The 24,494-nt window shown below is 51.6% G+C and carries 18 protein-coding genes; 11 read left to right on the top strand and 7 right to left on the bottom strand.

Features of this window, described 5'->3' with window-relative positions:
* Positions 1 to 132: 132 nt before the first annotated feature.
* Complete coding sequence (gene tsf, locus H8K27_RS07710; RefSeq protein ID WP_186862560.1) at positions 133 to 1,014, bottom strand: translation elongation factor Ts; 882 nt, start codon at positions 1,012 to 1,014, stop codon at positions 133 to 135.
* A gap of 131 nt (positions 1,015 to 1,145) precedes the next feature.
* A complete protein-coding gene (gene rpsB, locus H8K27_RS07705; protein ID WP_186862559.1) occupies positions 1,146 to 1,892 on the bottom strand; it encodes a 30S ribosomal protein S2 in 747 nt (248 codons plus the stop codon).
* A 317-nt stretch (positions 1,893 to 2,209) separates the two neighbouring features.
* Between rpsB and map the strand changes: the two genes are divergently transcribed.
* From map to H8K27_RS07690, 3 genes are all read left to right on the top strand, one after another.
* Entirely contained in the window at positions 2,210 to 3,019 is an 810-nt protein-coding gene (gene map, locus H8K27_RS07700) for a type I methionyl aminopeptidase (protein ID WP_176803875.1), read from the top strand.
* Positions 3,020 to 3,030: 11 nt separating this feature from the next.
* Entirely contained in the window at positions 3,031 to 5,586 is a 2,556-nt protein-coding gene (locus H8K27_RS07695) for a [protein-PII] uridylyltransferase (RefSeq protein WP_186862558.1), read from the top strand.
* 68 nt (positions 5,587 to 5,654) lie between these two features.
* Positions 5,655 to 6,401 (top strand): pseudouridine synthase, encoded by a 747-nt coding sequence (locus H8K27_RS07690; RefSeq protein WP_186862557.1) that lies wholly within the window; start codon positions 5,655 to 5,657, stop codon positions 6,399 to 6,401.
* Positions 6,402 to 6,568: 167 nt separating this feature from the next.
* Here the strand turns inward: H8K27_RS07690 and def are convergent, their stop codons facing one another.
* The 5 genes from def to smc all read right to left on the bottom strand — a co-directional run bounded on the left by def (position 6,569) and on the right by smc (position 15,153).
* Positions 6,569 to 7,102 carry a peptide deformylase gene (gene def / locus H8K27_RS07685; RefSeq protein ID WP_186862556.1) on the bottom strand — a complete coding sequence of 178 codons (534 nt, stop codon included), beginning with the start codon at positions 7,100 to 7,102 and terminating at the stop codon, positions 6,569 to 6,571.
* Between the two features lie 149 nt (positions 7,103 to 7,251).
* The gene (gene galU / locus H8K27_RS07680) at positions 7,252 to 8,127 is read right to left on the bottom strand and encodes a UTP--glucose-1-phosphate uridylyltransferase GalU (protein WP_186862555.1); all 876 of its coding nucleotides are present in this window, start codon (positions 8,125 to 8,127) and stop codon (positions 7,252 to 7,254) included.
* A gap of 1 nt (position 8,128) precedes the next feature.
* Complete coding sequence (gene ligA, locus H8K27_RS07675; protein WP_186862554.1) at positions 8,129 to 10,516, bottom strand: NAD-dependent DNA ligase LigA; 2,388 nt, start codon at positions 10,514 to 10,516, stop codon at positions 8,129 to 8,131.
* A 15-nt stretch (positions 10,517 to 10,531) separates the two neighbouring features.
* A complete protein-coding gene (locus H8K27_RS07670) occupies positions 10,532 to 11,632 on the bottom strand; it encodes a cell division protein ZipA C-terminal FtsZ-binding domain-containing protein (RefSeq protein ID WP_186862553.1) in 1,101 nt (366 codons plus the stop codon).
* Positions 11,629 to 15,153: a chromosome segregation protein SMC gene (smc, locus tag H8K27_RS07665; RefSeq protein ID WP_186862552.1), complete on the bottom strand. Its 3,525-nt coding sequence runs from the start codon at positions 15,151 to 15,153 to the stop codon at positions 11,629 to 11,631. Before smc ends, H8K27_RS07670 begins: the two co-directional genes overlap by 4 nt.
* 350 nt (positions 15,154 to 15,503) lie before the next feature.
* On the opposite strand from smc, the gene dapC reads away from it, so the two are divergent.
* From dapC to H8K27_RS07625, 8 genes are all read left to right on the top strand, one after another.
* Entirely contained in the window at positions 15,504 to 16,727 is a 1,224-nt protein-coding gene (gene dapC, locus H8K27_RS07660) for a succinyldiaminopimelate transaminase (RefSeq protein WP_186862551.1), read from the top strand.
* A gap of 72 nt (positions 16,728 to 16,799) precedes the next feature.
* Positions 16,800 to 17,627, top strand: a complete 828-nt coding sequence (gene dapD / locus H8K27_RS07655; RefSeq protein WP_186862550.1) for a 2,3,4,5-tetrahydropyridine-2,6-dicarboxylate N-succinyltransferase — start codon at positions 16,800 to 16,802, stop codon at positions 17,625 to 17,627.
* 84 nt (positions 17,628 to 17,711) lie between these two features.
* A complete protein-coding gene (locus H8K27_RS07650) occupies positions 17,712 to 18,854 on the top strand; it encodes a PilT/PilU family type 4a pilus ATPase (RefSeq protein WP_230419009.1) in 1,143 nt (380 codons plus the stop codon).
* 15 nt (positions 18,855 to 18,869) lie between these two features.
* A complete protein-coding gene (locus tag H8K27_RS07645; protein ID WP_186862549.1) occupies positions 18,870 to 19,256 on the top strand; it encodes an arsenate reductase in 387 nt (128 codons plus the stop codon).
* A 5-nt stretch (positions 19,257 to 19,261) separates the two neighbouring features.
* On the top strand, positions 19,262 to 20,389 hold the full coding sequence (gene dapE / locus H8K27_RS07640) for a succinyl-diaminopimelate desuccinylase (RefSeq protein WP_186862724.1): 1,128 nt from the start codon (positions 19,262 to 19,264) through the stop codon (positions 20,387 to 20,389).
* Positions 20,390 to 20,434: 45 nt separating this feature from the next.
* Positions 20,435 to 21,337 carry a 50S ribosomal protein L3 N(5)-glutamine methyltransferase gene (prmB, locus tag H8K27_RS07635; RefSeq protein WP_186862548.1) on the top strand — a complete coding sequence of 301 codons (903 nt, stop codon included), beginning with the start codon at positions 20,435 to 20,437 and terminating at the stop codon, positions 21,335 to 21,337.
* A 161-nt stretch (positions 21,338 to 21,498) separates the two neighbouring features.
* Positions 21,499 to 23,481 carry an ATP-binding cassette domain-containing protein gene (locus tag H8K27_RS07630; protein ID WP_186862547.1) on the top strand — a complete coding sequence of 661 codons (1,983 nt, stop codon included), beginning with the start codon at positions 21,499 to 21,501 and terminating at the stop codon, positions 23,479 to 23,481.
* A 165-nt stretch (positions 23,482 to 23,646) separates the two neighbouring features.
* Entirely contained in the window at positions 23,647 to 24,369 is a 723-nt protein-coding gene (locus tag H8K27_RS07625; RefSeq protein ID WP_186862546.1) for a polysaccharide deacetylase family protein, read from the top strand.
* Positions 24,370 to 24,494 lie beyond the last annotated feature (125 nt).

Raw genomic sequence — 24,494 nt, 5'->3', positions numbered from 1 at the left:
TTAGTAAAACAAAAAATCATTTGATCTGTGCAATCTGCACCAATTACACAAATCGAATAAAACTTCATTTCCTGCTGTTTAGTAAGCACCTTAAAAAAACGGGCCTTTCGGCCCGTTTTCTGTTACGCCTGATTACGCTTGTTTTGCTGCAGCCACCTGAGCTGCCACTTCTGCTGCGAAATCATCCACTTTCTTTTCGATGCCTTCACCAACAACAAACATCGTGAACGCCTTAACAGACGTATTGCATGCTTTCAGCATCTGCTCAACAGTCTGTTTATCGTTTTTAACGAAAGGTTGATTCAGCAAAGAAACTTCTTTCAGGAATTTTTGCACAGAGCCTTCAACCATCTTTGCTGCGATATCAGCTGGCTTACCGGATTCAGCCGCTTTTTGCTCCGCAACAGAACGCTCTTTTTCGATCAGTTCGACAGGAACCTGTTCTGTCGACAGGGAAACCGGTTTCATCGCTGCGATGTGCATTGCCACATCTTTACCAACCTGCTCATCAGCACCATCAAATTCCACGATCACGCCAATACGTGTGCCGTGCAGATAAGACGTCAGTTTTGCCGGTGTTTCGAAACGGGCAAAACGGCGGAAAGACATATTTTCACCAATCTTACCAACCAATGCAGCACGCACTTCCTCAACCGTCTTACCTTCGAGTGGCAACGCACCCAAAGCAGCGACGTCAGCCGGATTGTGTTCAGCAACCAGTTTTGCACAGGCGTTAGCCAGAGCGATGAAATCATCATTTTTGGTCACGAAATCGGTTTCGCAATTAACTTCGATCAGCGCGCCAACATTACCAGCGATATGAGAAGCAACCACGCCTTCTGCAGTAATACGGGAAGAAGCTTTAGATGCCTTGCTACCCAGTTTCACACGCAGAATTTCTTCTGCACGATCCATATCACCATCAGCTTCCGTCAAAGCTTTTTTGCATTCCATCATTGGCGCATCCGTCTTTGCGCGCAACGCGCCAACCATTGCTGCTGTAATCGCTGCCATGTCATTCTCCTAATTCAGTAGTGCCTCAGGCACCGATCATCAAATTTAGTTTAAAAAAAAGGGCGACCACAGTTGCCCCATTTTTCATTCCCGGCTCGCGTCAGCAAGCCGGGTGAGTTACTTCAACAAGATTACGCTTGCTCAACTTCCACAAATTCGTCAGAGCCTGGCTTTACTGCTTCCAGAACTTCATTGACTGCATTTGCGCGACCTTCCAGAATCGCATCTGCAACACCGCGTGCATACAGAGCAATCGCTTTGGAAGAGTCATCGTTACCAGGGATAACATAAGTGACGCCTTCCGGGGAGTGGTTAGTATCAACCACGCCGATCACAGGAATACCCAGCTTGGCCGCTTCAGTGATTGCGCCCTTGTGGTAACCAACGTCAACTACGAAGATTGCATCAGGAATGCCGCCCATATCCTTGATACCACCGATGGATTTTTGCAGCTTGATCATTTCGCGCTGGAACATCAGCGCTTCTTTTTTAGACAGCTTTTCAACAGAGCCGTCTTCGATCGCCACTTCCATGTCTTTCAGACGCTTGATCGATGTTTTGACTGTTTTGAAGTTAGTCAGCATACCGCCCAACCAGCGCTGATCAACGAATGGCATGCCAGCGCGTTGCGCTTCAGCAGCGATGATATCGCGGGACTGACGCTTAGTACCAACCAGCAGGACTGTGCCGCGATTAGCAGACAACTGACGAATGTACTTCATCGCTTCCTGGTACATAGACAATGTCTTTTCCAGGTTAACGATATGAATCTTGTTGCGGTGACCGAAAATGAACGGTGCCATTTTTGGATTCCAAAAACGGGTTTGGTGACCAAAGTGCACACCAGCTTCCAGCATTTCACGCATTGTTACAGACATAATAACTCCAGGGTTAGGTCTTGAATCCAGCCAGTGATCTTCCTGATTAATTTCAGTCAGACACCCTTTTCGACCGGATTCGATTAATAAAAAATGAATTAACTTGAGCAAATTAAACATCAACCACAAGCTAACCATCTATTCTACTATAAATTCAGATGTTTTCTCAAGTCGAAAGTAGGACACCACAGGCAAGAGTACGGTTCCTCGACTATAATTCCAGCTTTATGTGCCTCAGCTCCGAGTAACCCGCTACCAACATCTGCGGGCATGCAGCTCATCCTATAGCTCAAATAGTTAAAATAAAAGAAACAAAAATGGAATCTATCTCAATTAAAACCGCAGAAGATATTGCAGGAATGCGTATTGCCGGCCGCCTGGCCTCCGAAGTTCTCGATTACATCACCCCCTTTGTACAGGTCGGCGTCACGACTGGCGAACTCGATCGCCTGTGCCATGAATACATGGTCAATGTTCAGGGCAGCATCCCTGCGCCGCTGAACTATTGCCCGCCCGGCTATACTCCTTACCCCAAAGCCATCTGCACGTCCGTGAATGACGTCATTTGCCACGGCATTCCTGGCGACAGAGTGCTGAAAAGCGGCGATTCGGTGAATCTGGATATCACGATTATCAAGAATGGTTATCACGGCGATACCAGCAGAATGTTTTTGCTCGGCGAGCCATCCATCATGACCAAGCGTCTGAGTGAGATCACTTATGAGTGCATGTGGCTGGGCATATCCAAAATCAAGCCGGGCGCTCATCTCGGCGATATCGGATATGTCATTCAGCAGCATGCGGAAAAAGCAGGTTACAGCGTCGTACGCGAATTTTGCGGCCATGGAATCGGTAAAATTTTCCACGAGGCGCCACAGGTTATGCACTATGGAAAACCCGGCACGATGGAGAAACTGGAGGCTGGCATGATTTTCACCGTTGAGCCGATGATCAACGCCGGACGTCGTGAAATCCGCGAAATGGGTGACGGCTGGACGATCCGCACCAAAGACCGCAGCCTGTCAGCGCAATGGGAGCATACCGTACTGGTCACTGAAACCGGTTTTGAAGTTCTGACATTATCAGCAGGTTATCCGCCAATTCCTGACTTCATCAAGCTTGCATAAGGCAAAGAATAATGCTTTCACCGGCGCTCGCCTTCAAAGAAGACATTAAAAAAGCACAGGCCGCTGTGATTGATAATTACAGCGACAGTCGCAAAGCAGAAAAATTGCTGCATGACCTGTGCCGTAATGTGGATCACATGCTGGACAGAATCTGGAAGCATTTTCAGATGCCGAAGGACTGCTCCCTGATTGCAGTCGGCGGTTATGGCCGGGGGGAATTATTCCCGCATTCGGATGTCGATGTCCTGATACTGCTCAGTCAGGCTCCGGATGCAGCGCTGAGAGACAAGCTGGAAAATCTGGTGCAGCTGTTCTGGGACATCGGCCTGGATATCGGGCACAGCATCCGCACCGTGGATGAATGTCTGCAAGAATCTGCTGCAGACATCACCGTACAGACCAGCCTGCTGGAAGCCCGCCTCATCACTGGCAGCCGGAAATTATTCTGGGAACTGCAGCAGCGCTATGCGGAAGCAATGAATCCGCAAAAATTTTTCCAGGAAAAGCTGCTCGAATTACAGCAGCGTCATGTCAAATACGAAGACACCCCCTACAGCCTCGAACCCAACTGCAAGGAAAGCCCGGGCGGTCTGCGCGATCTGCAGGTTATTTTATGGGTGGCAAAGGCAGCCAACCTGGGCAATTCGTGGGCTGAGCTGGCTGGCCGCGGGCTGATTACAGATACCGAGGCACGTCAGTTAAAACGCAACGAACGGGCTTTCAAAGACATCCGCATCCGCCTGCATGCCCATGCCGGCCGGCGTGAGGACCGCCTGATTTTTGACGTGCAGACACCAATTGCCGAATCTTATGGTTTTAAAACCACCGATTCGCGCCGTGCCAGCGAATATCTGATGCAACGTTATTACTGGGCAGCCAAAGCAGTCACCCAGCTGAACCAGATTTTGCTGCAAAACATTGAAGCGGTCTTGTTTCCGCAACCCTCCGTCCCGCGGCCGATCAATGAACATTTCAATGAAGTGAATGGCTTTATTGATATTGCGCGCGACGACACATTCGAGTCTGCACCTTCAGCTTTGCTGGAGGTATTTCTGGTCCTCGCCAAACATAGCGAATTGAAAGGCATGACAGCGCGGACCCTGCGCGCCATGTGGCATGCCCGTCTGCTGATGGATGCAGAATTCCGGCACGATATTTTTAACCGTGCCCTGTTTTTACAGATACTGCAGTCGCCGCAAGGGATTACCCATGCGCTGCGCCGAATGAACCAGATGAGCATTCTGGGAAGGTATCTGCCAAATTTCCGTCGCATTATCGGGCAAATGCAGCACGATCTGTTTCATGCCTACACAGTTGATCAGCACATCCTGATGGTCGTACGCAACCTGCGCCGCTTCACGATGGCAGAGCATGCGCACGAATACCCGTTTTGCAGCCAACTGATGGCAAACTTCAACCAGCCCTGGGTGTTGTATATTGCGGCGTTGTTTCATGATATCGCCAAAGGGCGCGGAGGCGATCATTCAGTACTCGGTATGACCGACGCCAAAAAATTCTGCTATGACCACGGCTTGACGAAAGCGAATACCGAACTGGTGGTGTTTCTCGTTAAAAACCATCTGACCATGTCGCATGTGGCACAGAAACAGGATTTATCCGATCCGGATGTCGTCAGAAATTTCGCCGCACTGGTGAAAGATGAACGTCATCTGACTGCCCTGTACCTGCTGACAGTTTCCGATATTCGCGGCACGAGCCCCAAAGTCTGGAATGCGTGGAAAGGCAAACTGCTCGAAGACTTATACCGCATGACGCTCAGAGTGCTCGGCGGTGAAGCGCCTTCCAAAGACCGGGAACTGAAAAACCGCCAGGAAGAGGCGCTCAAAGCATTGCGACTGGCCGGCATCAGCCCCGATGCGCATGAACGCCTGTGGGAACAACTGGATGTCTCTTACTTCCTGCGTCACGATGCCTCGGATATCGCCTGGCAAACAAGGGTCCTGCATGACAAGATCAGCCACCCGACGCCGGTTGTCAAATGCCGTCTTGCACCGATTGGTGAGGGTCTGCAAGTCACGGTCTATGTGAAAGACCAGCCGGATCTGTTTGCACGCATCTGCAACTATTTTGACGGCAAGAATTTCGGTATTCTGGATGCCAAAATTTACACCACCAAAAATGGCTATGCGCTTGATACATTCATGGTGACCGAGCCGACATTCGCTCATCAGTACCGGGACATCATCAATCTGATTGAGCACGAACTGAGCGAAGTCCTGGCGCAGCAGACACCACTGTCCCCGCCGAATTGCGGACGCTTGTCGCGCATGTCGCGCAGCTTCCCGATTGTGCCTACGGTGGATTTACGCCCCGATGAAAGGGGGCAGTATTATCTGCTCTCAATCTCTGCCAACGACAGAAACGGTTTGCTGTATGCGATTGCGACGGTACTGACCAAATATAAAATCAATCTGCATACCGCCAAAGTCATGACTCTTGGCGAACGTGTGGAGGATGTTTTCATCGTGGATGGCGCCGCCCTGCAAGGTGCAAGGACTCAGATACAGTTTGAAACTGAATTACTGGAAGCCTTGCGCGTCGGGTAAACAACGCATCATTTCAATTTTATCGTCACCCCGGCGCCGCTTTACGGCGCTGATGCTTTTATTTTCTTATGACAGAATTAGTACGACTTTCAAAACGCATGTCCGAACTCGGATTATGTTCGCGCCGTGAAGCAGATGAGTGGATTGCCCGTGGCTGGGTACGTGTGGATGGAAAAATTGTTGCCGAACTGGGCAGCAAGGTACTTCCACATCAGCGCGTCAGCGTCGAGCGCCAGGCTGCTGCAGAGCAGTCAAAGCGCGTGACCATACTGATCAACAAGCCAGTCGGTTATGTCAGTGGTCAGGCGGAAGACGGTTATACACCAGCCATAGCGCTGGTAAAGCCGGAAAACCGCTGGCCGGAAGACAAGGTACAGACGACATTTCACCCGACCCAGTTGCGCAGTCTGGTGCCGGCCGGCCGCCTGGATATCGACTCGGTGGGGTTATTGGTATTGACGCAGGATGGACGCATAGCGAAGCACCTGATAGGCGAAACGACTTCCGTCGAAAAGGAATATCTGGTGCGGGTTGCCTACAGCAAACCGGGACGCCTGCCGGATGCCGATCTGCGTCGCTTAAACCACGGTCTGAGCCTGGACGGTAAAAAACTGCTGCCCGCCAGAGTGACCTGGCAAAATGAAGATCAGCTCAACTTCATTCTGCGGGAAGGGAAAAAACGCCAGATCCGCCGCATGTGCGAACTCGTAGGATTGAAAGTCATCGGACTTAAACGCGTTCGCATCGGCAAAGTCAAACTGGGTAAATTACCAGAAGGGCAATGGCGTTATCTGCGGGATGATGAGCAATTTTAATTTCACGCATACTCCCCCTGATTTTCAGAAAAACTGCCCTGTTCCCTGCATTAAATAACGCCCCTGAAACATACTCCCCAGGAGTATGTTTCAGGAATTAGTAATAACTGAGCAAATTCATACATAGCAAACAACCAAGCATTGCAGGCGCAACCGGCATCAGATGCTCAGTCGTCCATGGCAGGATCTAATTCGGGAAACAGGATTTCAGTAAACCCGAACTGGGTCAGGTCCCGGATACGCCGCGGGTACAAAATGCCATCCAGATGATCGCATTCATGCTGCACGACCCGCGCGTGAAAGCCATCCACTTCGCGACTCAAGGAATTGCCGAACTGATCCATGCCCGCATAATGCAAGGCCGACCAGCGCGGCACCAGCCCCCGCATACCGGGCACAGACAAACAGCCCTCCCATGCGTCATCCGTGGCATCCGAAAGTGGTGTCAGCACCGGATTGATTAATACCGTTTCCGGCACCACCGGCGCATCCGGATAACGGGAGTTGGATTGAAAACCAAAAATCACCAGCCGCAGATTAACGCCGATTTGCGGTGCCGCCAGTCCTGCGCCATTGGCTGCCCGCATCGTGTCAAACATATCGCTGATCAGCTCATGCAAGGCCGGGGTATTGAACTCGGTGACCGGCTCGGCAATCCGCAGCAAGCGCGGATCACCCATCTTTAAAATTGGATGAATCATTTCCCTCACCTTTTCTGGCCCGACAGTCAGATTAATTCAGCACCATCAGCATACACTGCACAGCCCAATGATACGTAAAAAAACGGCCCGAAAACTCAGGCCGTCAGTACATTTTTAAAAACAGGCAGGTCCGGATTCCGGATAAAGCCTTATTTAATATTTTTCAGAAATTCAGCGAATTCAACGCTGGTTTCCTTGTGCTTCAGGCCCAGAGCCACACTGGCCTTCAGATACCCCAGCTTGGAACCGCAGTCATAACGGGTCGCAGATGGGCGGTAAGCATAAACCGGAAAATCTTTCAGCATGGCAGCAATACCATCGGTCAGTTGAATTTCTCCTCCGGAGCCTTTGCCCAGATTTTCGAGATAGGAAAAAATCCGGCCGGATAAAATATAGCGTCCCACCACCGCCAGCGTGGACGGTGCCACATCCGGCATCGGTTTTTCAACAATCCCCTGCATGCGTTCCAGCCGGTCTTTATAAGGCGTGCCGCTGACGATGCCGTACTGGCGGGTAAATTCACGCGGCACATCCTGCACCGCGATAATACTGCCGCCCTCCTGCTCGTATTGCTGCGCCATCTGCGCCATCACGGATGGTTGTCCCGGATCGGCATCCATCAGATCGTCCGCCAGCAGTACCGCAAACGGATCATCGCCAATCACAGGCCGGGCGCACAACACTGCATGCCCCAGACCCAGAGCCGCGGGCTGCCGGATATAAATGCAGTTGATATTTTTAGGAATCACATTACGCACCAGATCCAGCAGCGCTTCCTTACCCGCTGCTTCCAGCTCGCTCTCCAGTTCATAGGCTTTATCAAAATGATCTTCGATCGCGCGTTTGTTACGGCCGGTGATGAAAACCATCTCGGTGATACCAGCCTCGACAGCTTCTTCCACCGCATACTGAATCAATGGCTTGTCCACGATCGGCAGCATTTCTTTTGGCTGTGCTTTCGTGGCAGGCAAGAACCGGCTACCCAGACCCGCGACCGGGAATACGGCTTTTTTAATCTTTCTCATTTCAGCTCCTGGAACATAAATGAAGCAAGTCTGCTTCGGTCAATATAGAAATACCCAACTCTTGTGCTTTAACCAATTTGCTGCCCGCTTCATCGCCCGCGACGACATAGCTGGTTTTTCCCGATACCGATCCGGTAACTTTGCCACCCGCTTTTTCGATCAATGCTGTTGCCTGATCCCGGCTCAGGGTTGGCAATGTCCCGGTCAGGACGAATGTTTTTCCTGCCAGCACACCCATTGCAGAAACGTCGTCCGTTTCGGGCGGCAGCAATTCCAGTAAGCGACTACGCCATTGATCCAGCTCCAGCAGACGACTCCGGTGTTCAGGAATAGCCAGCCATTGCTGCAATGCCTGCGTCAGATCCGCCGGAAATCCAGTTACCATAAATCCATCTGCCGGCATCTCTGCCAATGCATTCAGCGACAAACCACGCTCCTGTAATTGCTGGCAGCGCTTCAATGTCAGTTTCGGAATATCCACCGCTGCCAGCAGCGCAGCAGGTTCCAGACGCTGACGCAATTGAGCCGCAGGTGCGTGCTCTCCCGATGGCGCGACACCAGCCTCCAGCAGCTGGCTGATTGCCTGCTGATTTTTCGGCTCCGAAAAAAAATCGGCAATCGATTCCGCCACCGCAGCACCGATATCCGGCAAGATACGAAACAATGTCACCGGCGCGTGACGGATCAGCGCCAGCTGCCCCAGCCAGTCTGCCAGCGTCTTTGCCGTTGATTCGCCGACATGACGGATACCCAGCGCAAACAGCAGGCGCTCCAGTGGCGGCTGTTTGCTGGCCGCAATCGCGGCAATCAGGTTTTCTGCCCACTTGGTAGCGATCTTTCCCTGCTGAACCGTTTCCGGCACTACACCATCACGCTCGTCCGCACGTTGCTTCATGTTCAGTAAATCTGACAGCGTGAGCTGATACAGATCGGCAATTCCATGCACATAGCCCAGCTCTACCAGATGATCAATATACCGTTCACCGAGTCCGTCGATATCCATCATCCGGCGGCCAGCAAAATGCCGCAGAGCTTCTTTGCGTTGCGCCGTGCAGAATAAACCGCCAGAACAGCGCGCAACCGCCTCCCCCGCTTCACGCACCACGTGCGAGCCGCACACCGGGCAATGTTTCACCATCTCAAATGGCGCGGATATGCTGTCGCTTCTTTTTTCCATGACGACGGAGACGATTTCCGGAATCACGTCGCCGGCACGCCGGACGATCACGGTGTCGCCGATCCGCACATCTTTGCGCCTGACCTCATCCTCATTGTGCAACGTGGCATTGGTAATCGTCACTCCGCCGACGAAAACTGGCGCCAGACGCGCCACCGGCGTCAGCGCACCAGTACGTCCCACCTGAATGTCGATGCCCTGCACCACGGTGCTCGCCTCTTCGGCCGGAAACTTGTGTGCGATCGCAAAGCGCGGTGCCCGCGAGACAAAGCCGAGCTGCTGCTGAGACTCTGTATCATTGACTTTATAGACAACACCATCAATTTCATAGCCCAGCGTATTACGGCGAGTCTGAATATTCCGGTAAAAATCCAGCAAACCCTCCGCCCCTCTGACCAATGCGCTTTCCCCGTTCACCGGAATACCCAGCTTCTGATACCAATCCAGCAAAGCGCGATGTGAAGCGGGCAATTCTCCCCCTTCCAGAGAGCCAATGCCATAGGCAAAAAAACGCAGATGCCGCTGAGCAGTGATTTTTGAATCCAGTTGCCGCAAACTTCCTGCTGCCGCATTGCGCGGATTCATGAATTCCTTCCCGCCAGCGTCACGTTGCCGCTGATTCAGCAGATCAAAATCCTTCTTGAACATCAGGACTTCGCCGCGAACATCCAGCACAGCCGGTGGCTGCTCTGTATTTAAACGCAAAGGAATACTGCGGATCGTGCGGATATTTTCGGTGACATCCTCACCAGTGAAACCGTCACCACGGGTGGCAGCCTGCGTCAGCACACCATGCACATAGCGCAGATTAATCGCGAGCCCGTCAAATTTCAGGTCAATCGCATATTCCACTTCCTGCGTCGCTTCCAGCCCCTCTCTGACACGGCGGTCAAACGCAAAAATGTCTTCGTCTTCGAAGCCATTGTTTAAAGACAGCATAGGAATCGCATGCTGCACCTGTCCGAATTCAGGTAAAGCCTGGCCGCCAACCCGCAAGGTCGGAGAGTCTGAAGTTTTGAGTAAGGGGAAATCCTGTTCCAGCTGCTCTAATTCACGAAACAGCTGATCGTACTCAGCATCCGGAATCGTGGGCTGATCAAGTACATAATAAGCATGGCTGTGACGTTCAATATCTGCACGCAACACCGCGGCACGCGCGGCAGCCTGCTGAAACGCAGAGTCTGCCGCGTCATTAAACAAGTCATTTTGCATAATTCAGGCAGACAATCAGCTGAACAGGCGCTGAGCGCGCATAGAGCCGGCAGGAATCCGGGCCTCTGCCATCGCGGTGTAAAACTCATTGACCTGTCCGGCAATTTCATCAATCGCCGCCTTGGAAATCAACTGATTGCCATCATCCACAATCGCGCCGTTCAGACGGGTCGCCAGCGACTTTGCGCACGCCGCCATCGCACCGAAACCATCGCGGGATGGTGCCACGCAAGGAACGTCAAGCAACAGGGTCAGGCGCGATGTCACCGTTTCGCTGACACCGACATTGGTTGATAAAGTGAACAAACTGCCGCCATCACCGTCAGGCATCATCAGGCGGCCATCCGGACGCTGATCGAAACCGAGTTTTTCCAATGCCGGCAACAGTGTATGCAATGCCCAGGTGGTGCCGTTGGCAGCAATGCTGAGGCTTAACTGGGCATCATGCTCGGCAACGAACTGGTGCAGTTCCCGCGCATTGCTGATCACGCTGTTCATATCCGGAATATCAGGATGCGCATTCAGATTATCGGCAATCGCACGTAATTTCATGACGAATTCGGAATACTCCAGTTCCGTGAGCGGACCGCTGCGGCTGACCATCTGAATACCGGCAAACAAAGTGGTGTAAGCCCCCCCGGTGGCAATCACATCGCGCTCACCGGCATGACTCTGCCCGATGAAATGGACAGGCTTTTTACCGACATATTTTAATTCCGAAATTTCAGCCAGAATCTTTTCGCCACGTACCGGAACATCGAACTCCAGCGGAATCACACAATCGATCAGTTCGTCCACCGGCAACTCTTTTTCCGGTTGCTGCACCACACCAGTTACCGCCTCGGCCACTGCCGGCAGCACGCTATCCTCCCCGGAGAGTGCAACCTCGACTGGCTCGATGCTGATGATCTCATCACTGGAAAACACCGGTTCCTGACGCTGCAAAGGAATGGCATCATCCGGTTGCGCCGGATTCAGCAGGACATCATCATGTCCGTCGCCAAATGCATTTTCAACGGTTTTCTTTGCTTTATATTCCTGCCATTTATTGAAAATAAATACGCCGACAACCAAAGTACCACTGACTGCCAATAAACTTAATTGTAGATCTGTCATGCTGCTTGAACCTCAGTAGCAAAATTGACGGCAGATTCCATATCCACCGCCACAATACGGGAAACTCCCTGCTCTTGCATGGTCACGCCGATCAGCTGCTGCGCCATTTCCATCGCAATCTTGTTATGGGAGATAAATAAAAACTGTGTGTTGGATGACATCTGTTTCACCATATTACAGAAACGTTCGGTGTTTGAGTCATCCAGAGGGGCGTCCACCTCATCGAGCAAACAGAACGGTGCCGGATTCAGCTGGAACATAGAAAATACCAGCGCCGTTGCCGTCAGCGCTTTTTCGCCGCCGGACAGCAAATGAATTGTGGCATTCTTCTTTCCTGGCGGCTGCGCCATGACCTGCACGCCAGAATCCAGGATCTCGTCACCAGTCATGATCAGTTTCGCCTGCCCTCCGCCGAACAGTACCGGGAACAGCTCAGCAAAATGGTGATTCACCTTATCAAAGGTGTCCTGCAACAATTCCCGGGTTTCGATATCGATTTTCTGAATGGCATCCTGCAGGGTGGTGATTGCTTCAGTCAGATCAGCATGCTGCGCATCGAGGAAATTTTTCCGTTCTTTTGCCTGCGCCAACTCTTCCAGCGCAGCCATATTCACAGCGCCAAGAGCGGTAATCGCATTCGATAGCCGGGTGACTTCCCCCTGCAGATACGCAGGCTTCAGATCCGGATGTAACTTATCGGATAAAGTCTGCTCATCCACGTCAAAATTACGCAGCTGCTCATCATACTGCTCCTGCGCCAGACGGGCTGCCTGCTCTTTCAACTGTAATTCGACGATACGGTCACGCTGTGGCTGCAGGCCGCGCTCGGTCTGGGTTTTATGATCTTCCGCCTGACGCAATTGCTGCGACAGCTGATCCAGCTCATGGCGCGCATCAGCCAGAGCCCGCTCCTGCTCAGTTCTTTTGTCGAGCAAATCCTGCAAACCTGCCTGAGCAGTCTGGTCATCCATCGACTCTAGTTCCAGCTGCCCCTGTTCCATGCTGGCAAATAACTGCGCCGACTGCTCCAGTGCCGTGGCGATATTTCGCCGCAATTCGTCCATTTTATGACGATGTGATTTTTCGGCAAACGCAGCCTCTTGCGCCGCGAGTTCCAGATCACGCAGCCGCTGACGTGCCTGATTTAACTGCTGCTCTTTTTCCAGATAGACCGTTTGTCCCTGTTCGTGCGCCTCCTGCAATTCAGCCAGTTCGGCATCCAGGATTTCAAATGTCTGCTCAGAAGCCGCACGTGCCTGTTGCTGCTCACTCTCCTGAGCAATGATTTCTGCCAGATCCGTATCAATCTGCGTACTGCGCTGATTGAAGCGCTCCTGAACCTCAGCCAGCTTCATGTATTCAATCTGCAATGCATGCGTGGCCTGCGTGAGCGCGGCAACGCGCTGACGCAATTCCTGCAATTGCACGGACGCCTGACTGTATCCGGCATCAGCCCGGACGGCGCGATTTTTGGCCTCATCAGCCAGCAATTGTCTGGCGCGGCACTGCTTACCAATGTTCTCAATCTCCTGCTGCCGGCCAAGTACACCATCCTGCTCAGAATCTGAAGCATAAAAACGGACACTGGAACGGGAAATCATGTGTCCCTGGCGTGTGACGAACATCGCACCGGCTGGTAACTGATGTCGGCCGGCAAAAGCCGTTGTCACATCCTCCGAGACATAAATCTGGTGCAGCCAGTCCTGCATCAGACCACGAATACCGGGCTCATTCAGTTGCAACAGACTAAAGAAAGGTTTGAATCCATTGAGCGATGCGACCGGTTCTGCATTCACCAGCGGACTATATACGGCCAGCTTGGCTGGCGGCGCGTCATTAAAAAAAGCTTTTGCCCAATCCAGGCTGGACATTTCAAGCGATGTAGTCCGCTCACGCAATACAGCTTCCAGCGCTGTTTCCCAGCCAGTCTCAATGTGTAATTTTTGCCAGAGTTTAGGCAAATTGCCCAGTTCGTGTTTTTCCAGCCAGGGCTGTACTTTCCCCTGAGACTGCACCTTCTCCTGCAGCTGTTTCAGCGCAAGCAGCCTTGCCTCCAGCTGCGCCAGTTCTGCAGCGTCCTGATTGACCTGCTGTTGCGCCTGCTTCCTCTCATCATCCAGCAAAGGCAACCGTTCCTGCGCTTCATCGAGCTGCATATTCAGCTCTTCCAGCATCTGCTTTTTTTCTTCGAGTTGAATGGACAGATGATCCAGATGCACCGAATCGGGCATCACCAGACCTTGCCGCTCCTGCTGCAACCTTTCTTTGCGGGCAGCGAGACTATTCAGGATGTTTGATGCATTACGCTGTTGCGCAGATTCCAGTTCAATCTGCTGCTGCATTTGCATAATCCGGGCACGCGACTCAGTAGTTTTCAGCTGGCACTCCCGCCATTGCTGCTCCATCTCAGGCAAGATATCCTGCTGCGATTGCGCAGTCTCGCTGGCCTGCTCCGCCCGCATCGCCAGTTCTTCGACCTGAATTTCGGCCTCGGACAAGTCGTCCTGCAACTGATGACTTTGCCGCTGCCATTGATCCCGCTGCGCTGTCAGTGAATGCAGCTGGGATTGCAGTCTGCTGCGCGATTCAATGACAAATTTGATTTGCGCTTCCAGGCTGCCAATTTCAGCATTGGTCTGGTACAAATGTCCCTGCGCCTGATGCAGGCGGTCGCCAACGGCATAATGCGCCTGCCGCATCTGCTCCAGCTCCAGCTCGACGTGACGTAACCTGGCAGTCTGCTCTTCCAGATCCAGCTGAGTCTTTTCTATCTCGGCAAAATGTTTTTTCTGTTCCCCGGCAGCTTCATTCCGGCGTAACAGCCAGAGTAATTTTTGCTTTTCTTCCTGATCGGCCTGCAACGTATGAAATTTATTTGCAATCACTGCCTGCGCTTCCAGCTTTTCCAGATTCGCATTCAGTTCCCGCAAAATATCTTCGACCCTGACCAGGTTTTCATGGGTATCGTGAATCCGGTTTTCTGTTTCGCGGCGACGTTCTTTATAGCGGGAAACACCGGCAGCCTCTTCCAGGAAAATTCGCAGTTCTTCCGGCCGGGCTTCAATAATACGGGAAATCATGCCCTGACCAATAATCGCATAAGCACGCGGCCCAAGCCCGGTTCCGAGGAAGATGTCCTGAATATCCCGCCGCCTTACGGGCTGGCCATTGATGTAATAGGTCGACGTGCCATCACGTGTGAGCGTACGCTTGACGGCTATTTCAGCATACTGGCTCCACTGTCCGGCCGCCTTGCCCAGACTGTTATCAAAAACCAACTCTACTGAAGAACGCCCTGCCGGCTTTCTGTGAGTGGAACCATTGAAAATAACATCCTGCATCGACTCACCGCGCAATTCGGATGCCTTGGACTCACCCAGCACCCAGCGTACCGCGTCGATAATATTGGACTTACCACAACCATTGGGACCAACAACGCCGACCAGTTGCCCAGGAACCTGAAAATGGGTGGGATCAACAAATGATTTGAATCCCGACAGTTTAATAGACGTTAATCGCACTTGATGAAATTTTATTATCGTTGACAGTCAGACCCAGGGTACCCGCTTACAGCGGGGAAAATTGCGGCATCCTCTATAGGAACAGCCTTGCATCATACCATTTGAAACAGCAAAAATTCACCTGCAGAGATTGAAAAATGAATAAGCCAGATCATTTCCCCGGAAAAAGAAACCTGTGCAGTGTTGAATTTTCTTCAAAGCCTTTCTTTGAAGAATCCGTCGAACAGCTATAATACGGCAAAGCAGGCCATCATCAGAATTATCGTCAGCTCACTGCCCTGACGGCAGACAAAACTGATACAAGCAAAAGGCAGGCACCAGATTGTCCGGCATGTCTCTTTAATTAAAAAATGACCTTTCACCCTCACCTCAGCAAGTTACAGCCGTATCCTTTTGAGAAACTCAAGCGTCTGTTTGCAGGCGTCCAGCCCAATCCAGCGTATTCGCCCATCAGTCTGGGGATCGGGGAACCGAAACATCCGACACCGGAATTTATCCGGAATGCGCTGATCAGGAATATGGATGGTTTAGCCAGCTATCCGGCAACAGCTGGCTCTGAAGCTTTGCGCAACGCAATCGCCGGCTGGCTGGCGCGACGCTATAACATTCCGGCACTCAATCCGGCAACACAGATTTTGCCGGTCAATGGCTCCAGGGAAGCCTTATTTGCACTGGCTCAGACGATTATTAACCCTTCAGCCTGTCAGGATGGCCCGCCACTGGTGCTGTGCCCCAATCCGTTTTACCAGATTTACGAAGGTGCCGCCTATCTCAGCGGTGCCGAGCCTTATTTTGCCAATGCAGATCCACAGCGCAATTTCGCGCCTGATTATCAAAGCATTCCTGAGGCTGTCTGGCAACGGGTACAGCTTTTGTATATCTGCTCGCCGGGTAATCCTACCGGGGCCGTACTGACATTGAATGACTGGAAAGAACTGTTTGACTTATCAGACCGCTACGGCTTCGTGATTGCTGCGGATGAGTGCTACTCGGAAATTTACTTCAAGCAGGAAGCGCCACTCGGCAGCCTGCAGGCAGCGCATTTATTGGGTCGCGACTATCGACGCCTGATCACACTATCGAGCCTATCGAAACGTTCTAACGTCCCCGGCCTGCGCTCAGGTTTCGTCGCCGGTGATGCAGAGATCATGCAGAAATTTTTGCTCTACCGGACCTACCACGGCAGCGCCATGAGCCCGATGATTCAGGCCGCATCCGTTGATGCATGGAATGATGAAACGCATGTCGAAGAAAACCGGGCAAAATATATCCGGAAATTTGCGCAGATCACTCCCCTTCTGGCGGAAGTGCTGGATGTACAACTGCCGGATGCCGCGTTCTATCTGTGGGCAAGAGTGAATGATCTGAATGGCATCAGTGACACTGAATTCGCCCGCCAGCTGTATGAGCAATATAATGTCACCGTATTACCCGGCAGTTATCTCGCCCGCGAAGCGCATGGCATCAACCCGGGCGAAAACCGTATTCGCATGGCGCTGGTCGCCGAAGTGGAAGAATGCCTTGAAGCGGCACAGCGTATCGTGGCCTTCTGCAAAACACTGACTGACCGCTGACGCGCAATCTGAACAGCGATGGACTGTTCAGGACAATTTATCCTCTCTGTTAATTTATTGGAAGAAGTTACTATGACACAGCAATTACAGCAAATCATCGATCAGGCCTGGGAAAACCGCACTGAGATTTCCCCCAAATCCGCGCCGGCAGAAGTACGCGACGCAGTCGCGCATGTATTGAGCGAGCTTGATGCAGGCAGTCTGCGCGTTGCCGAAAAAGCAGAAGGTCAGTGGCACGTCAATCAATGGATCAAGAAAGCGGTTCTGCTGTCTTTCCGACTCGAAGACAACGTCTGTATGCCATCCGGTGACCACATGCAGTTTTTTGACAAGGTTCCGACCAAATTTGCCAATTACACCGCAGAAGATTTTACCAAAGGGGGGTTCCGCGTGGTTCCTCCTGCCGTTGCACGTCGCGGCAGTTTCATTGCAAAAAATGTGATTCTGATGCCCTCTTATGTCAATATCGGCGCGTATGTTGATGAAGGTGCCATGGTCGACACCTGGGCCACAGTCGGTTCCTGCGCGCAGATTGGGAAAAATGTGCATTTATCTGGCGGCGTCGGCATTGGCGGCGTGCTGGAACCCATGCAGGCGAATCCGACCATCATTGAAGACAACTGCTTTATCGGTGCTCGTTCTGAAATTGTGGAAGGTGTGATCGTCGAAGAAAATTCCGTCATTTCTATGGGGGTGTATATCGGCCAGTCCACCAAGATTTACGACCGCGCAACCGGCGAAGTGACTTATGGACGTGTTCCGGCTGGCTCTGTGGTCGTGTCCGGCAACCTGCCTTCCGCAGATGGCAAATACAGTCTGTACTGCGCCGTGATCGTCAAGCGCGTTGATGCACAGACCCGCTCCAAAACCAGCATCAATGAGCTGTTGCGCGGTGCCTGATTCCGTCACCTGACAAGACCTTACCAATTATCATCAGGCCGGCAATAACCGGCCTGAACTGAACCACAGCGAAGAGGATACATCATGGCAGCAATGGAGCGATTATTTCAGCTCATGAAGGAAAAACATGCCTCCGATATGTTTTTTGCGATGAACTCGCCGGTTCATTTGAAAATTAATGGCAACCTGCTGCCAATTAATCAGCAAAAAATGGATCAGGGAAATATTTTGTCGCTTCTGTCTGAGGTGGTGTCTCCCGAGCATCTGGAAGTGCTGGAACGCGAAAACGAACTCAATATCGGTATCGGCGCTCCTGGCATTGGCCGCTTCCGTCTGTCGGCCTTCCGTCAGCGCGGCTCCATTTCTGCTGTTTTCCGTTATGTACCCGGTGACATCCCGAGAATCGACACACTGAATCTGCCACCGGTTCTGTCTGATCTGATCATGGAAAAACGTGGTCTGATCCTGGTAGTCGGCTCGACCGGTTCAGGAAAATCCACCACCATCGCCTCCATGCTGGATCATCGCAACGGTGTTAAAACAGGCCATATCCTGACACTCGAAGATCCGATTGAATATTTATTCCGCAGTAAAAAATCAATTGTTAATCAGCGCGAAATCGGTAGTGATTCAGAAAGCCTGAAAACAGCGTTGAAAAATTCTCTGCGCCAGGCACCAGACTGCATTCTGATCGGTGAAATCCGTGATCTCGACACCATGATGTCTGCCATTGCGTACGCTCAATCGGGCCATCTTGTGCTGGCAACGCTGCACGCCAATAACAGTTACCAGGCGCTGAACCGCATCATCAGCTTCTTCCCTATGGAAAACCGTACAGCCCTGCTGCTGGATCTGGCGTCTTCGATCAAAGCCATTATTTCTCAGCGTCTGATCAAAGCGGTCGATGGCGGCCGCTGTCCGGCAGTCGAAATTATGCTCAATACCCGCTACGTTTCGGAATTGATTGAACAAGGCGATATTTTCCAGATCAAGGAAGCCATTGAAAAAAGCCTCTCCCCTGGCTCGCAAACCTTTGAGCGGGCACTGTTCACCCTGATTAAAGAAGGTCTTGTCAGCAAAGAAGAAGGCCTGGCGAATGCGGACTCTGCCAATAATCTGCTGTGGCTGCTGAATAATGAAGCTGCCACCACCACAGCGGCCGCTCCCGAACCGGAACCAGAGACCAAAGAAGAAGCCTCGTTTACCGAATTTACCCTGAATGTCTGATAGCAAAACTCCTTCATGACCAGCCGTACCATTCACATCACTGCCTACGGTATCCCCAATTGCGATACCGTCAAAAAAGCCCGCGTCTGGTTGCAAGCGCATCGTCCGGATTTCGTCTTTCATGACTTTAAAAAACAAGGGCTGGATCCGGTTTTGATAGAAAACTGGCTCAAGCATATCGGACCTGACCAATTGATCAATCGCAAAGGAACAAGCTGGCGGGCTCTGAACGATACTCAAAAGCAATCTGCCGATACACGGGCAGGTGCGATAGCGCTGATGCTGAGCAATCCCTCCCTGATCAAACGTCCTGTTCTGCAGATTACCGATGAGGATGGCATACAGCATGTTTCGGTTGGTTTCTCTGACAGCCAGTTCAGCAATATTTTTTCTCAATTCTGATCATGATGAACAAAACCTTAGCACTGACCGAACAACTCATTGCCCTTGATTCGGTCACTCCGGAAGACAAAGGCTGCCAACACACCTTGATCTCCCTGCTGGAACCGCTGGGATTCCAGTGCGAAACCATCCAGTCCGGCGATGTGACCAATTTATGGGCACGTCGCGGTACGCAGCAACCTTTGCTGGTCTTTGCCGGCCATACAGACGTCGTGCCGACAGGGCCTGTCGCGCAATGGCAGTCCGCCCCTTTTACACCGACTCAGCGGGATGGCAAGCTGTATGGACGCGGTGCTGCCGACATGAAAACCTCTATCGCAGCTTTTGTCGTCGCCACCGAGGAATTTGTTACCGCCCATCCTGATCATCATGGCTCTATCGGTTTTCTGATTACCAGTGATGAAGAAGGTCCGGCCACCGATGGCACGGTAGTCGTCTGCAATCAGCTGAAGGCGCGTGGAGAGCAGCTGGATTACTGCATCGTCGGCGAACCCACTTCCACCAGCAAACTGGGGGACACCATTAAAAATGGCCGCCGCGGCACGATGTCCGGCAAGCTGACAATCAAAGGCGTGCAAGGACATATCGCTTATCCGCATCTGGCGAAAAATCCCATTCACCTGTTCGCGCCAGCCATGTCGGAACTGGTGGCGGAAATCTGGGATGAAGGCAACGAATACTATCTGCCGACATCCTGGCAAATATCGAATATTCATGCTGGAACGGGTGCCTCGAATGTCATACCAGGCGAAGCTGTGATTGATTTTAATTTCCGTTTCTCGACAGCCAGTACAGCAGAAGGTTTGCAACAACGCGTGCATGCCATACTCGATAAGCACGGTCTCGCTTATGAACTCAAATGGACTGTCGGCGGCCACCCTTTCCTGACTCCGAAAGGCACCCTCAGTGATGCGCTGGCCGATGCAATCCGGTCAGAAACAGGATTGGAAACCGAGTTATCAACAACCGGCGGCACCTCCGACGGACGATTCATTGCCAAAATTTGCCCGCAAGTGGTAGAGTTCGGCCCGCCGAATGCCAGCATTCATAAAATCGACGAGCATATTGCACTGGCCGATATTGATCCATTAAAGAATATTTACCGCAGGACTTTAGAAAATTTACTGACCTGATGTTTTCAGGCCAGCTTCCCGGTACGTCATTACCAGACTGAAATTATGCCCACACCAGCCACAACCTTTAAAACACTGCGTGACCTGTTACGCTATGCCGTCAGCCGCTTCAATCAGGAAAAACTGTTCTTCGGCCACGGCAGTGCAAATGCGCTGGATGAGGCTGCTTACCTGCTGTTGCATTCCCTGCATTTACCCTTGGATAAAATCGATCCTTTCATGGACGCAAATTTACTGCCCCATGAAATTGATGCCGCATTGCGCATCATTGAACGCCGGGCAACAGATCGCGTGCCGGCATCTTACATCACGCATGAAGCCTGGCTGGGCACCTATAATTTCTACGTCGATGAACGCGTCATCGTACCGCGTTCGTTCATTGCAGAATTAATTCCCGAGCATTTTTCACCCTGGGTCAATGATCCGGACAGCATCAGTAATATCCTCGAGCTTTGCACCGGATCAGGCTGCCTGCCGATTATGCTGGCCGATATGTTCCAGAATGCCCACGTGGATGCGGTCGACATCTCACAAGATGCGCTGGCTGTCGCGCAGATCAATGTCAATACCTACGAACTGCAAGACCGCATCACGCTGATTGAATCCGATTTGTATAACCGGGTTCCCGACAAAAAATACGATCTGATCATCAGCAATCCACCTTACGTGAATTCCGGTTCGATGGCAAAACTGCCGAAGGAATATCTGCACGAACCGCAGATTGCATTGGCTGGCGGCAATGACGGGATGGATCTTGTGCGGAAAATCATCGCCGGCGCAGCCCAACGACTGACCGAAGATGGCATTCTGATGGTAGAGATCGGTAATGAGCGCGCTTTTGCAGAGGCTGCATTTCCAGAACTGAACCTGACCTGGGTTTCAACCAGTGCGGGTGACGACATGGTATTTCTGATTGAAGCCCGGGATTTGATCAATTTTCAGGTCTGAAAACGCCCTTCGGTAACATGACGGGCAACTCTGCGTTTGCCCGTTTTTTTATTGACTCCAACAAACAAACGACCTTCAGGGTCAGATAACGAATCCACGCTGAATTACTGCACTGCTGCGGCAGATTGCTGCATTACAGCCCTCCCCGAATTGAATTTTCTATGATACGTCTGCAGCAAGTCATTCTCGCCCGTGGTACCAAACCATTATTCGACAGCGTCGATGTCACGCTGAATCCCGGCGACAAAATCGGTCTGATCGGCTCAAATGGGGCGGGCAAATCCAGCCTGTTTGCCATGCTGCGCGGCGAATTACACCCGGATCAGGGCAGCATAGAATTTCCGGCTAAATGGCAATTGGCTCATGTCGCTCAGGAAACGCCACCGCTGGAGCGCAGTGCAATTGACTATGCCATCGACGGTGACATTGCCCTGCGCAAACTGGAGGCTGAACTCGCCGCTCTTGAAGCTCAACCGGAAAGTCATGACAATGGCATTGCGATTGGCAATCTGTATGCCGCGCTCTCTGATGCAGATGCCTATACGGTTCGCTCGCGTGCGGAGCAATTACTGATTGGCCTGGGTTTTAAGCTGGAGCAACTGGATCAACCTGTTGCCAGTTTTTCCGGCGGCTGGCGCATGCGTCTCAATCTTGCGCAGGCACTGATGTGCAAATCTGACCTGTTGCTGCTGGATGAGCCGACCAACCATCTGGATCTCGATGCCATCATCTGGCTGGAGGACTGGCTGAAGCGTTATGCAGGAACACTGATCATCATCTCACATGACCGGGATTTTCTCGATGGCGTAGTCAATGTGATTGTCCATATTGACGACAGAAAACTCAAACGCTACTCCGGAAATTACTCTGCCTTTGAACGTCAGCGCGCTGCACAGTTAGAACTAGCCCAGGGCATGATAGAAAAGCAGAACCGCAAGCGTGCGCATCTCCAGTCATTCATCGACCGCTTCAAAGCCAAGGCAACTAAAGCCAAGCAGGCGCAAAGCCGTATCAAGGCATTAGCCCGCATGGAAGAATTGGCACCGTTGCGTGCTGCTGCAGAATTCTCGTTTGAATTCCGTGAACCATTGAGCGCACCAAACCCGATGCTGGTCATGGAAGACGTGGATTGCGGCTACCGCACGGAATCCAAAACAGACCACAGTTTTACTGAAAAGAAAATCGTTGGCGGAGTCAATTTTTCTTTACAGATCGGTCAGCGTATTGGTTTGCTCGGCGTGAACGGCGCAGGTAAGTCAACGTTGATTAAAACCATCGTGGGTGATATTCCTCCGCTGGCAGGCACGATGCAGACAGGTAAAGGGCTGTCGATCGGTTACTTTGCCCAGCATCAGGTAGAAATGCTGCGGCATGATGAATCGCCTTTATGGCATCTGGCACATATCGCGCCGGATGTCCGGGAACAGGAGCTGCGCAATTTTCTCGGCGGTTTCAACTTCCCAGGCACCATGGTCACCAGCCCGATCAAACCATTTTCCGGCGGTGAAAAAGCCCGCCTCGCACTGGCGATGATTGTCTGGCAGCGCCCTAATCTTTTGTTGCTGGACGAACCGACGAATCATCTGGATCTGGAAACCCGCGAAGCACTGACGGAGGCATTGGCGCAATTCGAAGGCACACTGGTCGTCGTTTCCCATGACCGTCACTTGTTACGCGCCACAACAGATCAGTTCATTATCGTTGCCGACGGCAAACTGATGCCTTTCGATGGCGATCTGGATGACTATAAAGACTGGCTGTTTAAAAATAAACTGGAAAATACGGCCAGTCCGGCTTTGCCAGAAAAAAAGAAAGAAAAGAACAGCCTGCCGCAAGTCAGCCCTGTTGCCATCAAAGTCGATGACAAAGAACAGCGAAAACGTGATGCGGAAGAAAGACAGCGCCTGTCAGCATTACGCAAACCCATAGAGAGTCGCATTAAGCGGCTTGAAGAACAGATGGCGAAATTGAATCTGAAAAAAGCGGAAGTGGATCAGCAACTGGCAGACAGTGACATTTACAGTGACCAGAATAAAGAAAAGCTGAAAGCACTACTGCTTGATCAGGCTTATCTGGTTAAAGAACTGGAACAGATGGAAAGCGACTGGCTTGAACAGCAGGAATCCCTGGAAGCTGCGAAATAAATCATGCTGAAATTTTATCTGATGATGAGTCCTGTATTGCGAATCAGCGCTGCAATCACATTCTTGTGGGCTTTGATACCTGCTTCTCTCCATGCGGAAGAACAGTCACTACCGGATTCAGGACACTCCCTGAAAGAGGAAACCACGAAAATAAAAAAGCACCGCATGAAAAAGTTGGAAGAACGGGTCACCGTTGATGAAACCACGTTAAAAGAGCATTGCCGCTTTGTTTCCGAAATTGCTGCTGTACCGCCGGCCGGAGAAGTGGTGCTGACTTTTGATGATGGCCCTGAACCCGGTCAGACAGAGCTGATCTTAGCGTTGCTGAAAAAATACCAGATTCCCGCCACCTTTTTTATGATTGGCCAAAAGGCAGAGGCACATCCAGATCTGGTAAGACAGGTAACCGATACAGAAAACACACTGGTCGCAAGCCATTCCTGGAGCCATCCAAATTTTCACGATATCCCGGTCAGTGAGCAGCAAGAAGAAATCAATAAAGGGCTTGCTATCGTGAACAAGGAAAACGAATATAAGCTGTTTCGTTACCCCTACGGAAACTCCAGTTGCGAATCCAATCAGTTACTCAAGTCCCTTGAATACCGTATCGTTGGTTGGCATGTTGACTCCTGTGACTGGGCATTTGACCATCATGGTGAAGTGGATGCGAAAGAAGCATTGAGCTGCGGCGTGCTCGCCCGCAACCGAAAGGATTATGCGGAGCATGTTTTATCGTCAATACGTGCGCATAATGGCGGAATTATCCTGATGCATGAAATTCATCCCAACACGCTGAAACAGCTGGATGGGATCATCGCCCGTCTGCTGAATGAAGGATATCGCTTCAAAAATCTGAACGATCCCGCATTCCAGAAGGTATTACACTGAACTCCGTTATAGACTGATTCAACAGGGATACCCGTTCGCGTGTATCCCTTTTTTTATTCGCCATTGAATCTGCATCAATACAGTGCGCAGAAGCAGCGTTCATTATTTTGACTTATGATGCCGGG

It is taken from the genome of Cognatundibacterium griseum, from assembly GCF_014284195.1.
Taxonomy (GTDB): domain Bacteria; phylum Pseudomonadota; class Gammaproteobacteria; order Burkholderiales; family Burkholderiaceae_D; genus Undibacterium; species Undibacterium griseum.
Note: the sequence above shows the minus strand (reverse complement) of the source record. Positions and strands in the feature narration are given on the sequence as shown.

Bases quoted from the DNA above. Each gene is read 5' to 3' on its own strand.
- tsf (WP_186862560.1), bottom strand. From the start codon at position 1,014: ATGGCAGCGATTACAGCAGCAATGGTTGGCGCGTTGCGCGCAAAGACG.
- rpsB (WP_186862559.1), bottom strand. From the start codon at position 1,892: ATGTCTGTAACAATGCGTGAAATGCTGGAAGCTGGTGTGCACTTTGGT.
- map (WP_176803875.1), top strand. From the start codon at position 2,210: ATGGAATCTATCTCAATTAAAACCGCAGAAGATATTGCAGGAATGCGT.
- H8K27_RS07695 (WP_186862558.1), top strand. From the start codon at position 3,031: ATGCTTTCACCGGCGCTCGCCTTCAAAGAAGACATTAAAAAAGCACAG.
- H8K27_RS07690 (WP_186862557.1), top strand. From the start codon at position 5,655: ATGACAGAATTAGTACGACTTTCAAAACGCATGTCCGAACTCGGATTA.
- def (WP_186862556.1), bottom strand. From the start codon at position 7,102: ATGATTCATCCAATTTTAAAGATGGGTGATCCGCGCTTGCTGCGGATT.
- galU (WP_186862555.1), bottom strand. From the start codon at position 8,127: ATGAGAAAGATTAAAAAAGCCGTATTCCCGGTCGCGGGTCTGGGTAGC.
- ligA (WP_186862554.1), bottom strand. From the start codon at position 10,516: ATGCAAAATGACTTGTTTAATGACGCGGCAGACTCTGCGTTTCAGCAG.
- H8K27_RS07670 (WP_186862553.1), bottom strand. From the start codon at position 11,632: ATGACAGATCTACAATTAAGTTTATTGGCAGTCAGTGGTACTTTGGTT.
- dapC (WP_186862551.1), top strand. From the start codon at position 15,504: ATGACCTTTCACCCTCACCTCAGCAAGTTACAGCCGTATCCTTTTGAG.
- dapD (WP_186862550.1), top strand. From the start codon at position 16,800: ATGACACAGCAATTACAGCAAATCATCGATCAGGCCTGGGAAAACCGC.
- H8K27_RS07650 (WP_230419009.1), top strand. From the start codon at position 17,712: ATGGCAGCAATGGAGCGATTATTTCAGCTCATGAAGGAAAAACATGCC.
- H8K27_RS07645 (WP_186862549.1), top strand. From the start codon at position 18,870: ATGACCAGCCGTACCATTCACATCACTGCCTACGGTATCCCCAATTGC.
- dapE (WP_186862724.1), top strand. From the start codon at position 19,262: ATGAACAAAACCTTAGCACTGACCGAACAACTCATTGCCCTTGATTCG.
- prmB (WP_186862548.1), top strand. From the start codon at position 20,435: ATGCCCACACCAGCCACAACCTTTAAAACACTGCGTGACCTGTTACGC.
- H8K27_RS07630 (WP_186862547.1), top strand. From the start codon at position 21,499: ATGATACGTCTGCAGCAAGTCATTCTCGCCCGTGGTACCAAACCATTA.
- H8K27_RS07625 (WP_186862546.1), top strand. From the start codon at position 23,647: ATGAAAAAGTTGGAAGAACGGGTCACCGTTGATGAAACCACGTTAAAA.